Source organism: Haemophilus parainfluenzae, from assembly GCF_900450995.1.
GTDB lineage: Bacteria > Pseudomonadota > Gammaproteobacteria > Enterobacterales > Pasteurellaceae > Haemophilus_D > Haemophilus_D parainfluenzae_O.
Genome location: NZ_UGHY01000002.1, coordinates 881,414 through 895,623, shown reverse-complemented (window position 1 = coordinate 895,623; position 14,210 = coordinate 881,414). Strand labels below are relative to the sequence as shown.

Annotated in this window: 14 protein-coding genes, 1 pseudogene and 1 riboswitch; of the genes and pseudogenes, 10 read left to right on the top strand and 5 right to left on the bottom strand. The window is 40.1% G+C overall.

Annotated features, from left to right (window positions below; genetic code table 11):
* Positions 1 to 64: 64 nt before the first annotated feature.
* The 4 genes from DX522_RS04525 to tsaD are packed head-to-tail and all read right to left on the bottom strand — an operon-like array spanning position 65 to position 3,177.
* Entirely contained in the window at positions 65 to 1,285 is a 1,221-nt protein-coding gene (locus DX522_RS04525; RefSeq protein ID WP_115179978.1) for an aromatic amino acid transport family protein, read from the bottom strand.
* Between the two features lie 36 nt (positions 1,286 to 1,321).
* Positions 1,322 to 1,903: a thymidine kinase gene (locus DX522_RS04520; RefSeq protein ID WP_115179977.1), complete on the bottom strand. Its 582-nt coding sequence runs from the start codon at positions 1,901 to 1,903 to the stop codon at positions 1,322 to 1,324.
* On the bottom strand, positions 1,903 to 2,139 hold the full coding sequence (locus tag DX522_RS04515) for a hypothetical protein (protein ID WP_049357145.1): 237 nt from the start codon (positions 2,137 to 2,139) through the stop codon (positions 1,903 to 1,905). The genes DX522_RS04520 and DX522_RS04515 overlap by 1 nt, the downstream gene beginning before the upstream one ends.
* A gap of 9 nt (positions 2,140 to 2,148) precedes the next feature.
* On the bottom strand, positions 2,149 to 3,177 hold the full coding sequence (gene tsaD, locus DX522_RS04510; RefSeq protein WP_115179976.1) for a tRNA (adenosine(37)-N6)-threonylcarbamoyltransferase complex transferase subunit TsaD: 1,029 nt from the start codon (positions 3,175 to 3,177) through the stop codon (positions 2,149 to 2,151).
* A gap of 218 nt (positions 3,178 to 3,395) precedes the next feature.
* Between tsaD and rpsU the strand changes: the two genes are divergently transcribed.
* The 4 genes and pseudogenes from rpsU (at position 3,396) to psiE (ending at position 8,038) form a co-directional block, all read left to right on the top strand.
* Entirely contained in the window at positions 3,396 to 3,611 is a 216-nt protein-coding gene (gene rpsU / locus DX522_RS04505) for a 30S ribosomal protein S21 (RefSeq protein ID WP_005694732.1), read from the top strand.
* A 136-nt stretch (positions 3,612 to 3,747) separates the two neighbouring features.
* Positions 3,748 to 5,531 (top strand): annotated as a pseudogene (gene dnaG / locus DX522_RS04500) (DNA primase).
* 69 nt (positions 5,532 to 5,600) lie between these two features.
* Positions 5,601 to 7,490 carry an RNA polymerase sigma factor RpoD gene (gene rpoD / locus DX522_RS04495; protein WP_115179975.1) on the top strand — a complete coding sequence of 630 codons (1,890 nt, stop codon included), beginning with the start codon at positions 5,601 to 5,603 and terminating at the stop codon, positions 7,488 to 7,490.
* Positions 7,491 to 7,621: 131 nt separating this feature from the next.
* Positions 7,622 to 8,038 carry a phosphate-starvation-inducible protein PsiE gene (gene psiE / locus DX522_RS04490; protein WP_115179974.1) on the top strand — a complete coding sequence of 139 codons (417 nt, stop codon included), beginning with the start codon at positions 7,622 to 7,624 and terminating at the stop codon, positions 8,036 to 8,038.
* A 35-nt stretch (positions 8,039 to 8,073) separates the two neighbouring features.
* On the opposite strand, the gene DX522_RS04485 is transcribed toward psiE, so the two are convergent.
* Positions 8,074 to 8,919, bottom strand: a complete 846-nt coding sequence (locus DX522_RS04485) for a 23S rRNA (adenine(2030)-N(6))-methyltransferase RlmJ (RefSeq protein ID WP_115179973.1) — start codon at positions 8,917 to 8,919, stop codon at positions 8,074 to 8,076.
* A gap of 421 nt (positions 8,920 to 9,340) precedes the next feature.
* A riboswitch (TPP riboswitch) is annotated at positions 9,341 to 9,432 on the top strand.
* A 74-nt stretch (positions 9,433 to 9,506) separates the two neighbouring features.
* Between DX522_RS04485 and DX522_RS04480 the strand changes: the two genes are divergently transcribed.
* The 6 genes from DX522_RS04480 to thiD are packed head-to-tail and all read left to right on the top strand — an operon-like array spanning position 9,507 to position 14,205.
* A complete protein-coding gene (locus DX522_RS04480) occupies positions 9,507 to 10,232 on the top strand; it encodes an ABC transporter ATP-binding protein (protein ID WP_115179972.1) in 726 nt (241 codons plus the stop codon).
* The gene (locus DX522_RS04475; RefSeq protein ID WP_115179971.1) at positions 10,229 to 10,966 is read left to right on the top strand and encodes an ABC transporter permease; all 738 of its coding nucleotides are present in this window, start codon (positions 10,229 to 10,231) and stop codon (positions 10,964 to 10,966) included. Before DX522_RS04480 ends, DX522_RS04475 begins: the two co-directional genes overlap by 4 nt.
* A gap of 25 nt (positions 10,967 to 10,991) precedes the next feature.
* Positions 10,992 to 11,936, top strand: coding sequence for an ABC transporter substrate-binding protein (locus DX522_RS04470; RefSeq protein ID WP_115179970.1), 945 nt, complete (start codon positions 10,992 to 10,994; stop codon positions 11,934 to 11,936).
* A gap of 9 nt (positions 11,937 to 11,945) precedes the next feature.
* Positions 11,946 to 12,593: a thiaminase II gene (gene tenA / locus DX522_RS04465; protein ID WP_115179969.1), complete on the top strand. Its 648-nt coding sequence runs from the start codon at positions 11,946 to 11,948 to the stop codon at positions 12,591 to 12,593.
* A gap of 15 nt (positions 12,594 to 12,608) precedes the next feature.
* Complete coding sequence (thiM, locus tag DX522_RS04460; RefSeq protein WP_115179968.1) at positions 12,609 to 13,403, top strand: hydroxyethylthiazole kinase; 795 nt, start codon at positions 12,609 to 12,611, stop codon at positions 13,401 to 13,403.
* Positions 13,396 to 14,205 carry a bifunctional hydroxymethylpyrimidine kinase/phosphomethylpyrimidine kinase gene (thiD, locus tag DX522_RS04455; RefSeq protein WP_115179967.1) on the top strand — a complete coding sequence of 270 codons (810 nt, stop codon included), beginning with the start codon at positions 13,396 to 13,398 and terminating at the stop codon, positions 14,203 to 14,205. Before thiM ends, thiD begins: the two co-directional genes overlap by 8 nt.
* The last annotated feature ends 5 nt before the right edge of the window (positions 14,206 to 14,210 follow it).

Sequence of the window (14,210 nt, the reverse complement as noted above, 5' to 3'; positions counted from 1 at the left end):
AAATGGGGCGTAAAAATTACGCCCCATTTTTTATCTAAAAAACACGCTTAAAATTGACCGCACTTTAACCCGCTACTGCAGGTAAATAGCCTGCTTGAATTAAGAATGGCACGATCATAATCGCTACACCAATAACTAATGCAATCACTAAAGTTACATTACCACCGATTACACGATAAGGCAGATTTGGATTCGATTGACGTGTTTTCCATGCTAGTCCGATAGGTAAAATCAAGCAGTAGAACGCACAGAGTAAGCCTGCATAGCTTAATGCGGCAATAAAACCTTCAGGATAATACAAGGCAAATGCAAGTGGTGGAGTGAAGGCGGCGATAGTCAGTGTTAAACGGTTGTGTGGCAATTTGTAACGTTTAAATAAATCGCCTAAACCTTCAAATACCCCTAGCATCACACCTAGGAAAGAAGTGATTAATGCAAGTGCAGAGAATACACGCACGATTTCGCCCATGATGTGGGAGTTCGTGATTTGACGTGTTGCATTGACCAAGCCGTTAAGGGTTGGATCCGCTTGTAACACTTGCACGAATTCATTTTGGCTTAATACGCCGTGAGTCGCTAATTGCCACACTAAATAAGCGATGAGTGGAATCGCTGTACCAATTAAAATTGCTTTACGGAATTGAGTAACACTACCATCTAAATAGCTGTTTACACTGCCCATGATGATGTGGAAGCCAAAGGAGGTAAAGAAAATTGGTGCTGCAGAGATCACGAAAGCATAATTTAAAGGTAAGGCCATCAGGTTATCGACAGATACTTTGGGTAACATCATGAATAACACGAAAGCAAAGGCAATTAATTTACCGATGAACAGAATGCGAGTGGCACCATCAACGCCTCTTGTACCTACAACCACAAAGGCACCGAGTACGACGGTAAATAAAATGATTGAAAGTTCGGAGGAAAGACTTTCAAAGCCAAAAGCGGTTGGTAAACCTGATAATAATGAACCACCACCAGTGATGTAGGCTGCAGAAAGGGCATAAAGTAAAATGAGCAAACTAAAGGTGGCTAAGACACGCCCAGTGATGCCAAAGTATTTCTCCGCGAGAGTCGCCACGCCATCATTCAAGCGATCGGCAGTTTGATACACTTCAACAAAAAGCAAACCACTGTAAACCAAAAGTGCCCATAAGCCGACCAATAAGAAAACGGTGTAACCAAAACCAATACCGGCAGAGGTTAATGGCATCGCGAGCATCCCCGCTCCGATGGTCGTGCCTGCAATGATTAAGGCACTGCCGAATGTTTTGTTTTTTAGCATAAAATTGTCCTCCGAGTATAAAATTGAAAAACGAGGTTAAAGCTGACTGCATTTTTCTTTGTAATGATAGCGGCAAACCGAAAGGTAAGAGTCGTTTCCACCAATTTGGATTTGTTCCCCTTCCTTAATGACTTCACCTTGTTCATTTAAACGTAAAACGAAATTGGCTTTGCGTCCACAATAACAGATTGTTTTTAATTCTTCTAGTTGATCTGCCCAAGCAAGTAAATACTTACTGCCTTCAAAAAGTTCAGCTTGGAAGTCGGTACGCAAGCCATAACAAAGCACAGGAATTTTCAGTTTATCTACGACATCGCTTAATTGATACACTTGTTGTTTCGTTAAAAACTGGGCTTCGTCAACTAAAACACAATGAATTTTTTCTTCTTGTAAACGTTGGCTCACTTCGGCAAAAAGGTCACTCGTTGATGTAAATAAATTCGCATCTTCATGAATACCAATACGTGAAGTGACTTTGCCTGCTCCAAAGCGGTCATCAATGGCTGCCGTATAAACCATGGTGTTCATATTGCGTTCACGGTAGTTATAGGAAGACTGCAACAACGTGGTTGATTTGCCCGCATTCATCGTAGAGTAGTAAAAATAGAGTTTTGCCATTATTTAATCACCCATTTCCAGAAATAATAGGCAATAAATCCTGCAACAGGTGGACAGGCTGCTAGCATAAAGGTACCGTAAGTTGCGCCACCACCAACCATTTTTCCAGCAGCTGAAAGCGCGCTAACGATATCACCACTTGGTGTGGTAAAAATCCATGCGCCAATAATCGCGAGCACTAAAAAACAAGCGATACCGGCTGCACGCATAGCTCTCACTTTAATCATATTTTCCATATTTTTTCCTTAAATTGCAGGGAGTTCAGTCATTGCCCAACGAGGTTTAACATCAATGGCGAGATCGCTATGCTGACCTTGTTTTAAGCGTAAAAAGCCTGTATAGGCAATCATGGCTCCATTATCGGTACAAAATTGAGGTTGCGGATAAAACACTTCACCACCAAGATTTTTCATCATTGTGCCAAGGGTTTCACGTAATTTTTTGTTTGCACTCACCCCGCCAGCAATCACTAAACGCTTATAGCCGGTTTCTTTTAAGGCACGTTTACATTTAATTGCGAGTGTATCCACGACGGAATCTTGGAAAGCGAAAGCAATATCGGCTTTGGTTTGCTCGGTTAATTCACCTTCTTGCTTAATCGTCTGATTAATCGTATTAGCCGCTGAGGTTTTTAAACCTGAAAAGCTAAAATCAAGGCCAGGGCGATCCGTCATTGGGCGTGGAAATACAAAACGATCCGGCGATCCTTTTTCGGCTAAACGTGAAAGTGCCGCACCGCCAGGGTAATCTAACCCTAATAATTTTGCAGTTTTATCAAAAGCCTCACCTGCCGCATCATCAATAGATTCACCAATAACTTCATATTTACCTACACTATCAACGCTCACTAATTGCGTATGTCCACCTGAAACTAAGAGGGCAATGAATGGAAAGTGCGGTCGACTTTCATCAAGCATTGGCGCAAGTAGGTGGCCTTCCATGTGGTGTACGCCAATAGCCGGCACATTCCAGGCATAAGCCAGTGAACGCGCGATCGTTGCACCCACTAATAATGCGCCCACTAAACCTGGGCCACTTGTATAGGCGATACCATCAATTTGATCAGCGGTTAAATTGGCTTCTTCTAATGCGGCTTTAATTAATGGTGCGGTTTTGCGAATGTGATCGCGGGAAGCCAGTTCAGGCACCACACCGCCGTAATCCGCATGCAAGGCTATTTGCGTGTAGAGTTGATTGGCAATTAAGCCTTTGTCTTCATCATAAATCGCGACACCTGTTTCATCACAGGAGGTTTCGATTCCTAAAATACGCATTTTCTTCTCATTTTATTAAAAAAATTGACAGAGATTTTACCTTGTTTAGCCTGCTTAAACCAGTTTAAACGCCAAATTTTCAGCAAATAGGCGATCTTTCCTTTGCTTTTGCGGGGAAGATCGATTAGAATTGCGTCCTTTATTGAATTTGCCGTTCATTCGGCAGTAATAAAAATTTAAAATTGCAATTAAATTAAACTCATTGAGGTGATTGGCTTATGCCTGTAATTAAAGTACGTGAAAACGAATCATTTGACGTAGCTTTACGTCGTTTCAAACGCTCTTGCGAAAAAGCTGGTATTTTAGCGGAAGTTCGCGCTCGTGAATTCTATGAAAAACCAACTACAATCCGTAAACGTGAAAAAGCAACGCTTGCTAAACGTCACGCTAAACGTAATGCTCGCGAAAACGCGCGCAATACCCGTTTATACTAATTTGTAGTATTTTCTAACTCGAGTTAAGACAAACCGTGAAACCTTTTTGGTATCACGGTTTTGTTGCTTTAAACTCATCGAAAAAAGTCACGCAAAATCAACTGCACTTTCGCATCGTATTCAAGGAGGCAAGGCAATGAAAGGCTCAATTCCACGCCAATTTATTGATGATCTGCTCACAAAATCGAATATTGTCGATGTGATTAATGCGCGTGTGAAACTCAAAAAAGCGGGACGAGATTATCAAGCTTGTTGTCCGTTTCATCACGAAAAAACACCCTCCTTCACGGTAAGTGAAAAAAAACAATTCTATTATTGTTTCGGCTGTGGCGCGAAAGGCAATGCCATTTCATTTTTAATGGATTATGACAAATTAGAATTTGTTGAAGCCGTTGAAGAACTTGCTGCTTCGGCAGGGCTTGAAGTGCCTTATGAAAAACGCTCAAATCAATTCGGTAATAAACCGGATGTGAGCTATCAAACAAAACGTAATTTATACGATTTGATGCAAGAGATTGCATCGTTTTATCAAGCTCAACTCCCGCTAAATATTCCTGCTCAAAGCTATCTTCAGCAACGTGGTTTATCGCCAGAAATTATTGCTCGTTTTCAACTCGGTTATGTGCCCAATGTGATGGATACGGTGTTGCGTCAATTCGGTAAAAATCGAGAAGAACAGAAAAAGCTGTTTGATTTAGGTATGCTTTCTCGCAATGATCGTGGCAATGTGTACGATAAATTCCGTAATCGCATTATGTTTCCGATTCGAGATAAACGTGGTCGTACGGTCGCTTTTGGGGGCGTGTTTTAACAGATGAAAAGCCCAAATATTTAAACTCACCCGAAACCATTACATACCATAAAGGTAATGAACTTTATGGTTTGTATGAAGCCTTACAAATCAATGATGAGCCAGAAAAATTACTGGTAGTTGAAGGCTACATGGATGTGGTGGCATTGGCGCAATTTGGTGTGAATTATGCGGTGGCTTCCCTTGGTACATCGACGACCTCGGAGCAAATTCAATTATTGTTCCGTTCAACAGAGCAAGTCATTTGCTGCTATGATGGCGATAGAGCAGGGCGTGATGCCGCGTGGCGCGCACTTGAAAACGCTTTACCTTATCTGGAAGATGGACGACAAATTAAGTTTATTTTCCTGCCGGATGGAGAAGATCCGGATACTTATATTCGTCAATATGGTCAAGAAAAGTTTGAAGAATATATTGATCAAGCTCAGTCTCTCACGGAATTCTTATTCGCGCATTTAAGTCCGCAGGTGGATTTCTCGACGCAAGAAGGACGAGGCAAGTTAGTAGCGCTGGCGGCGCCTTTAATTCGTCAAATTCCTGGTGATATGTTGCGCTTGTCATTACGCAATATGTTGGCACAAAAGCTCGGGATCTTTGATCAATCACAGCTTGAAAGCTTAATTCCAAATCAAATAGACAAAGCTGAACCCAAACCTAAAACGCCACAAAAAACAATTAAGAAAACGCCAATGCGTGTGGTGATTTCGCTGTTATTACAGAATTCACAATTAGTGAATCGCATTTCGGATGTGGGTTTACAAGCCTTAAAGCATGAGGCAGGTTACGAATTACTCGAAAAATTGACCGCACTTTGCCGTGAACGAGAAGGCATTACAACAGGGCAAATTTTAGAATATTTTCGCGATACAGAATTCAGCAAGCCCCTTGAAATATTGGCGTCTTGGGATCATCTATTAGACGACTTAGAAATCATTAATGCATTCTCTCAAAACTATCGTCGATTGAATATTCAAGCAATTGAACGTGACATTGAAATGCTTATCGCCAAAGAAAGAGCGGAAGGCTTAACTGATCAAGAACGAGCAATTTTAGTGAACTTGCTCAAGGGAAAAGAAGAGCAGAAAAAGCAGTTAGTTAATCCGTCATAACAATGGTAAAATCTCCTGTTCAAAACAAGGGCTTTTATCTTCCAAAAATAACGCAAAACGGGAATAAAAATGGAACAAAATCAACAATCTACCGCAGAGCAATATTCAGAACAAATTGAACAGCTTATGGAATTGGGGCGTACGCAAGGTTATTTAACCTATGCGGAGATTAATGACTTACTTCCGGAAGATGTGATCGATCCGGAATATTACGATAAGTTGTTGCAGACTTTACAGCATGATGCGGGTATTCCGGTTCTTGATGAAGCACCGGAAAGTGATGAAATGATGTTGAATGACACGATTCCGGATGAAGATGCAGTGGAAGAAGCAACGCAGATTTTATCCAATGTGGAATCTGAAATCGGTCGTACAACCGATCCTGTGCGTATGTATATGCGTGAAATGGGTACCGTTGATCTTCTTACCCGTGAAGATGAAATCAGCATTGCAAAACGTATTGAAGAAGGGATTGATGAAGTTCAAACCGCCATTGCAGCATACCCAGAAGCGTTAACAGAGCTATTAAATAATTATGATCAAGTTGAAGCGGGTAATTATCGTTTAGCTGATTTAATCACAGGCTTTGTGGATCCAAATGTTTCTGAAGAGGATACTGCAAACATTGATGAAAATTTTGCGGATGAAGATGAAAGTGCTGAATCTTCGGCAGACATTGATGATGAGAGCGATGAAGAAGATGAAAGCGATAGCAGCTCAAGTTCTGATGACAGTGATTCAGATAACAGCATCGATCCTGAAGTAGCGCGTGAAAGATTTGCAGCATTAAGAGAGCAACACACTAAAACATTAGCAGCTATTGCAAAACACGGACGCAGTGGTAAACGCGCAAAAGATCAAATTGCTCTACTCGCAGATATTTTTAAACAATTCCGTTTAGTGCCTAAACAATTCGATGTACTTGTTTTATCAATGAAGAATATGATGAAGCGTGTACGTTCAGAAGAGCGTCAACTACAAAAAGTATTGGTTGATATTGCGGGCATGCCAAAAGATGAATTTGAGGCACTGATTATTACTAATGGCAGCAGTGATGCATGGGTAGCAAAAGCATTAAAATCAACGAAAGCTTGGGCAAAACGTTTACCAAAATATGAAGAGCGCATCCGTTTATCTTTAGATAACTTAGCGAATATTGAGCAAAATACCAATCTTACCATCCAACAAATGCGTGAGATTTGTGATGCTGTATCTCGTGGTGAACAAAAAGCTCGCCGTGCGAAAAAAGAAATGGTTGAAGCCAACTTACGTTTAGTCATTTCTATTGCGAAAAAATATACCAACCGAGGTTTACAATTCTTGGATTTAATTCAAGAAGGGAATATTGGTTTGATGAAAGCGGTAGATAAATTTGAATATCGCCGTGGTTATAAATTCTCTACTTATGCAACCTGGTGGATTCGTCAGGCCATTACTCGTTCCATTGCGGACCAAGCACGTACAATCCGTATTCCTGTTCATATGATTGAAACGATTAACAAATTAAATCGTATTTCTCGTCAAATGTTACAAGAAATGGGACGTGAAGCCACACCGGAAGAACTTGCTGAGCGCATGGGCATGCCAGAAGATAAAATTCGTAAAGTGCTTAAAATTGCGAAAGAACCTATTTCTATGGAAACCCCAATCGGTGATGACGATGATTCACATTTAGGTGATTTTATTGAGGATTCAACTCTTGAATTGCCATTAGATTCTGCAACCGCACAAAGCTTAAAAGTAGCGACTCATGAAGTGTTAGAAGGCTTAACACCTCGTGAAGCGAAAGTATTACGTATGCGTTTTGGTATTGATATGAATACCGACCATACACTCGAAGAAGTGGGTAAACAATTTGATGTAACTCGTGAGCGTATTCGTCAGATTGAAGCGAAAGCATTGCGTAAATTACGTCATCCTAGCCGTTCTGAGACATTAAGAAGTTTCCTGGATGAGTAATTGTTTATTTATATAAAAAGAAAAGGCAGAGATCTCTGCCTTTTTATTTGATTAAATTTGGTTATTTACCTCGAAATCACATTCCTTTAAAATACGCGCCTTTCTTCATTTAAAAACAAAAAAGGAACTTTATGGAAGAATCTCAAGAGCTCGAAAAACTGCCGCGAGTGATTACCGGTGTATTAAAAGTAGTATTAAGTTTTTCACTTATTGCTTTGGCTTTAGTGTTAATTATTGCTTTAGCTAAAATTACATATACGTTAGCGATCATGGTATTTAATACATCAAGTGTAGTGCCTTATGATGTTGCAGAACAAGCTGTGATGTTTTTCTTATATTTCGGTTTTATTGGTCTTATTGTGCAATATTTTAAAAGTGGCTACCACTTTCCTTTGCGATATTTTATTTATGCGGGGATTACCGCCATGTTGCGCCTGATTATTGTGAATCATGAAAGCTCAGTTGATACCATCTTATTTGCAGGCGCGATTTTAATTATGGTTATTGCACTTTGTTTAGTGTTGTATTCCAATAAAATTAAAATTTAAAAGTGCGGTTATTTTGACCGAGATTTTGGAATGGATTATTCCGGCACAATCCATTCCACTGTCCAACTTCCCGTACCTTCAGGGACGAGCGTTTGGGTTAAATAAGGTAAAATAGATTTCATTTGCTGTTCTAATTGCCAAGGTGGGTTAATCACCACCATTCCACTTGCGGTCATACCACGTTGATCGCTATCAGGGCGAACCACCAATTCAATTTTCAAAATTTTACGAATCCCTGTTGCTTCTAACCCTTTAAAAATGCGTTTTGTTTGTTGGCGTAGAACCACTGGATACCAAATTGCATAAGTGCCTGTCGCAAAGCGTTTATAACCTTCTTCTATCGCTTTCACCACTAAATCATAATCTTCTTTTAATTCATAAGGCGGATCAATAAGCACTAAACCACGACGCTCTTTTGGTGGAAGCGTGGCTTTGAGTTGTTGGAAACCATTTTCTGATTTTGTGGTGATATTCTTAAACTCTTTGAAATTATTGCGCAATAATGGAAAATCGCTCGGATGTAACTCTGTGAGCAAAGCGCGATCTTGCGAACGCAATAATTGGGCGGCAATCATTGGTGACCCAGCATAATAGCGTAATTCTTTGCCACCATAATTGAGCTTCTTAATAATTTCCACATAGCGAGCAATTTCTTCGGGTAAATCTGTTCTTTCCCAAAGTCTGCCTATTCCTTCTTTATATTCGCCCGTTTTTTCTGATTCGTTAGAACTTAAACGATAGCGACCGACCCCAGAATGGGTGTCGAGATAGTAGAAGCCTTTTTCTTTCAGCGAAAGATTTTCTAGTATTAGCATTAACACAATGTGTTTTAGTACATCGGCATGGTTGCCGGCATGAAAACTGTGGCGATAACTTAACATAGTTTCTCCTTTATGATGAGAAAAGTACGCCCAAGATTGATGATGGTATAACTTTTCTGCAGAAAAAATATTATCACTTGAAACACTAAAACCTTTGAAGAACTTTGAATTCAAGGGATATTCATGATGACAGAATTTTTTATGATCTGGCAACTTATGGGAAAGCAAATTGAAAGGTTAATAATATATTATATGCTTATAGAGAATCTAGTTTTTTTATTATAAATACTTTTGTTGTCTTACTTTACAAGATAAGGTGTAATTTCTAGAACGTTGAAGATAACACTTGAAAAGTGAGTCTATAATTTAACTTATTATTTTCATTGCTTAAATTGACTCTCGAGGACTAAACAAAAAAACTAAACTAAAGTTAATGTTATTTCCTATTGTTTTATTCTTAATTGCGATATAAAATTCTTTCAAATTTTAGTCGGGGTGCCACAAGGTGGCTGAGATGATACCCGTGAACCTGAAACAGTTAGCACTGACGTAGGAAACTAATATGCCAAAATACTTTCTCATTCTTCATACCTATTTTCATTCCTTTTTTGTCGTTGCCTTTAGTCGTTAATCCTTAGGTTAATGCTATGGTGCATATTCAGGATCTTAGTCTTGCTTTTGGAGAGCAAGTACTATTTGAACACCTTGATTTAACCCTTTTACCGAGTGAATGGGTCAGTTTACTTGGCTGCTCTGGTGTAGGTAAATCAACACTTTTAAGATTCATTGCAGGGCTTGATACTCAAGGGAAAATCCAAGGCAATATCATCTTTCATCCTAATATTCGAGTGGCATGGCTACCACAAAAAGATACCCTTTATCCATGGCTTTCAATTGTTGATAACGTCCAATTAGAAAACGTACTATTTGGGAATAAATCTGCAAAAACAACTCTTCAAGCAAAAGCACTACTTGAACAAGTGGGTATGTCAGAGCATCTGCATAAAAACTGTGCTCAATTATCTGGAGGGCAAAAACAAAGAGTGGCTCTCGCTCGAGTATTAATGCAAAACGCTGATTTAGTTTTACTTGATGAACCTTTCTCTGCCCTTGATGCGATTAGTCGTTATCAATTACAAAACTTGGCCTATGAACTACTAAAAAATAAATCGGTATTATTAGTTACCCATGATCCTCAAGAAGCATTGCGCTTAAGCCAGCGTATTTTTGTATTACGTTCACCGCAGCCTAATCAACCCGCATTATCTGATGTCATAAAACCTGAAGGTAAAGCACCACGAGATCTAAACCAAAACAATTTGTGGACGCTCCAACAGCAATTATTGAACGAGTTATTAGAGGGGAAAAGATGAAACTTAGCCTTCTTAAACCGCTCTTTATTGGAATTATATTGCTGTGTCTTTGGCAACTTATTGACGTACTCGGTGATTTTCCCCATTACATATTTCCTTCTCCACAAGCTGTATGGCTGCAATTAACTTCTCATTCAGAACTACTTTGGCAACATACACAAATCACCTTAATTGAAATTGGCTTAGGGTTATTATTGGGGTTTATTTTCGGATTGTCATCTGCCCTATTGCTCTCTTTTTCCCCTAAAATATCGTCATTACTGTTACCTGTTTTAGTAATTTCTCAAGCGATTCCTGTTTTTGCCATCGCCCCAATACTCGTACTTTGGCTGGGTTATGGCATGCCATCAAAAATTCTGATGGCCATACTCATCATCTATTTTCCTGTAACAGCAGCTTGTTACGATGGATTACGCAATACACCTCAAGCTTGGCTCGATCTCGCCAAAACGTTCAAACCTTCCCCTTTGCGTTTATTAGTCAAAGTACGCTTGCCTGCCGCATTGCCTGCATTTGCATCAGGCTTTCGCATTGCCGTTTCAGTTGCCCCGATTGGCGCCGTAATCGGAGAATGGGTGGGATCATCAGAAGGACTTGGCTATTTGATGATTCACGCCAACGCCCGTATGCAGGTAGATTTAATGTTTGCCGCATTGCTGATCTTAGTGGCAATTTCACTTTGTTTATATTTCAGCATCGATTGGCTACTACGCCGTTTTATTTGGCACGTTTAACACTTCATGACAAAAGGAGACAAAAATGAAGAAAATCATCCGTTATTTCAGTCTTGTAATTGGACTCAGCGCCAGTTTTACCAGTTTGGCAAGAGAGAAAATTAGCTTAATGCTTGATTGGTATGTAAACCCTGATCACGCAGCGATCATCGTGGCACAACAAAAAGGCTTTTTTGAAAAAAATAACTTAGACGTCGATATTATCGAACCCGCTGATCCATCATTACCGCCTAAATTAGTTGCAGCAGGAAAAGTGGATTTAGCCATTAATTATCAACCTCAACTTTATCAACAAGTTGCAGAAGGATTACCTTTAGTGCGTGTCGGCTCTCTGATTTCCAGCCCATTAAATAGCGTAGTGGTTCTAAAAAATAGCAATATCAAAACGCTTGCTGATCTGAAAGGGAAAAAAGTAGGCTATTCAGTCAGTGGCTTTGAGGATGTATTACTCGATACCATGCTCAACGCCATCGGGCTCAGCAACCAAGACGTAAAATTGGTGAACGTGAATTGGTCACTTTCCCCTTCTCTTTTAACAGGACAAGTCGATGCGGTCATCGGGGCATTTCGTAATTTCGAACTGAATCAGATCCATTTAGAAAAACAAGAAGGCCTGGCATTTTTCCCAGAGCAATATGGTGTGCCAGCTTATGATGAATTGATTTTAGTCGCAAACAAAAACAATCTTGCCTCTAAAAAAATTTCCGCTTTTTTGACCGCACTTGAACAAGCCACAACCTATCTACAAAGCCATCCAGATGAAGCATGGCAATCTTTTGTGAACTATAAACCAAAAGAACTCAATACAGAATTAAATCAATTAGCGTGGAAAGACACCTTGCCTTTATTAGCAACGAAACCTCGTCAATTGGATGTCAAACGTTATCAACAAATGGCGGAATTTATGCATCAAAAAGGCTTGATTCCAAAAACACTTGAATTGAAAGACTATGCTGTTGAATTACAATAAGGGAAAATGATGATTAACCAACTCATTCAGCAAGCGCAACCTTATTGGAAGCAATATGTTGAGCATGAATTTGTGCAACAACTTGCAAAAGGCACCTTGCCAAAAGCTTGTTTTCAACACTATTTAAAACAAGATTACATCTATCTTTTCCATTACAGCCGTGCTTTTGCCTTAGGCGTCTTCAAGGCAAGAAATTTTGCCGAAATGGACATGCCGCGTAAAACGCTCGACATTCTTTGCCAAGAAATCCAATTACATTTGGATTACTGCCAACAATGGGAAATTAGTGAACAGGAAATATTCCAAACAGCCGAAAGTGCGGCATGCATTTCCTATACACGTTACCTGCTTGATTGTGGAATAACGGGCGGCTTACCAGAACTTTATGCCGCCGTGACGCCTTGTGCTTTAGGTTACTCACAAGTCGCCCGCTACATTACAGAAAATTATCCAAAACTACCAAGCAATCCTTATCAAGCGTGGATTGACGCATACTCAGCAGCAGAATATCAACAAGCCGCACAAGAAACGGTTGATTTTCTTACCGCACTTTGTGAGCCACTTAATGATTCTCAACTCGCTAATATCCAACAGATTTTTACCACCGCCACTCGAATGGAAATCGAATTTTGGCAAATGGGATTAGATTTAGCATAAAAATGGAGGGATGAAATGAAATCAGTTTATTTATCAAAAATCCGTGAACAGAATCCGTTGATTCATAATATTACCAATATTGTCGCAGCAAATTTTAGTGCCAATGGTTTACTTGCATTAGGAGCATCACCATTGATGTCAGCAAACATAGAGGAAATGGTTGAAGTGCCCCAAATCAGCCAAGCATTGGTAATCAATATCGGCACGCTTATCGGTAAAGAACGAGAGGCTATGTTATTAGCAGGTAAAACGGCTAATTCAATCGGTATTCCTGTCGTGCTTGATCCTGTTGGAGTGGGTGCTACGAGCTACCGACGCGAAACTATCTGTCAGTTACTGTCTGAAGTGAAATTTGCCTTAATTCGTGGTAATACAGGTGAGCTAGCTACGATTGTTGGTGAAGACTGGCAAGCAAAAGGCGTAGATGCAGGACAAGGTAAAACAAATCTACAAGAAGTTGCTCAACGTGTTGCACAACGCTATAACTGTACGGTGTTGATTAGTGGAGAAGTCGATATTATCAGTGATGGAAATCAAACAGCTACCATCCATAACGGCACGCCATTATTCCCCAAAGTCACCGCATCGGGGTGTTTATTAAGTGCAGTATGCGCAGCATTTTTAGCCGTTGATGAAGGTAATCATTTTTCTGCAACAGTCGAAGCCTGTGCCGCTTACACCGTTGCAGGGGAGCTTGCGGCTAAAAACTTAACCACGCAAGTTGGGCAGTTCCAAATTCGCTTACTTGATAAATTGGTGGCCTTAACACCTGATCTAATAGAACAAAATGCGGAGGTGAAATATGTCTAACATTGCACAAGTATTGACTATTGCAGGTTCTGACAGCGGCGGTGGTGCCGGAATTCAAGCGGATCTGAAAACCTTTCAAATGCAGGGTGTTTTTGGCACTTCAGTGATTACTGCAGTCACTGCTCAAAACACACTTGGCGTATTTGATATTCACACAATTCCGCTGAACACGATTCAAGCACAACTGGAAGCGGTCAAAAATGACTTTCAGATTACAAGTGCCAAAATTGGTATGCTTGGTACAGCAGATATTATTGAATGTGTTGCTGATTTCTTAAGTCATCGTCCATTCGGCACATTAGTGGTTGATCCCGTGATGATTGCGAAAGGGGGAGCGCCTTTATTGCAACAACAAGCAGTTTCCGCATTAAGCAAATATTTATTGCCACTTGCCGATGTGATTACACCTAATATTCCTGAGGCAGAAACTTTAACTGGTTTTAAGATTTCTGATACAGCCAGCATTCAACAAGCCGCGTTAGACTTGCAAAAACAAGGCGCAAAGAATGTGATTATTAAAGGCGGACATTCACTCAATTCACAAAGCCAGCAATGCCAAGATTGGATCCTTTTACAAAATGGTGAACATTTTATTTTAGAAAGCCCGCGTTTTGATACCCCACATACTCACGGCACAGGTTGTACTTTTTCAGCTTGCTTAACCGCAGAATTAGCTAAAGGCGCACCATTAAAAAGTGCGGTAAAAACAGCTAAAGATTTTATTACGGCAGCCATATCTCACCCATTGAATATTGGTCATGGACATGGACCAACAAATCATTGGGCTTACAGTCGCCTTTAAGGATT

What these genes read in the sequence shown, in the direction of transcription:
- DX522_RS04525 (WP_115179978.1), bottom strand. Translation starts at nt 1,285, where the DNA reads ATGCTAAAAAACAAAACATTCGGCAGTGCCTTAATCATTGCAGGCACG.
- DX522_RS04520 (WP_115179977.1), bottom strand. Translation starts at nt 1,903, where the DNA reads ATGGCAAAACTCTATTTTTACTACTCTACGATGAATGCGGGCAAATCA.
- DX522_RS04515 (WP_049357145.1), bottom strand. Translation starts at nt 2,139, where the DNA reads ATGGAAAATATGATTAAAGTGAGAGCTATGCGTGCAGCCGGTATCGCT.
- tsaD (WP_115179976.1), bottom strand. Translation starts at nt 3,177, where the DNA reads ATGCGTATTTTAGGAATCGAAACCTCCTGTGATGAAACAGGTGTCGCG.
- rpsU (WP_005694732.1), top strand. Translation starts at nt 3,396, where the DNA reads ATGCCTGTAATTAAAGTACGTGAAAACGAATCATTTGACGTAGCTTTA.
- rpoD (WP_115179975.1), top strand. Translation starts at nt 5,601, where the DNA reads ATGGAACAAAATCAACAATCTACCGCAGAGCAATATTCAGAACAAATT.
- psiE (WP_115179974.1), top strand. Translation starts at nt 7,622, where the DNA reads ATGGAAGAATCTCAAGAGCTCGAAAAACTGCCGCGAGTGATTACCGGT.
- DX522_RS04485 (WP_115179973.1), bottom strand. Translation starts at nt 8,919, where the DNA reads ATGTTAAGTTATCGCCACAGTTTTCATGCCGGCAACCATGCCGATGTA.
- DX522_RS04480 (WP_115179972.1), top strand. Translation starts at nt 9,507, where the DNA reads ATGGTGCATATTCAGGATCTTAGTCTTGCTTTTGGAGAGCAAGTACTA.
- DX522_RS04475 (WP_115179971.1), top strand. Translation starts at nt 10,229, where the DNA reads ATGAAACTTAGCCTTCTTAAACCGCTCTTTATTGGAATTATATTGCTG.
- DX522_RS04470 (WP_115179970.1), top strand. Translation starts at nt 10,992, where the DNA reads ATGAAGAAAATCATCCGTTATTTCAGTCTTGTAATTGGACTCAGCGCC.
- tenA (WP_115179969.1), top strand. Translation starts at nt 11,946, where the DNA reads ATGATTAACCAACTCATTCAGCAAGCGCAACCTTATTGGAAGCAATAT.
- thiM (WP_115179968.1), top strand. Translation starts at nt 12,609, where the DNA reads ATGAAATCAGTTTATTTATCAAAAATCCGTGAACAGAATCCGTTGATT.
- thiD (WP_115179967.1), top strand. Translation starts at nt 13,396, where the DNA reads ATGTCTAACATTGCACAAGTATTGACTATTGCAGGTTCTGACAGCGGC.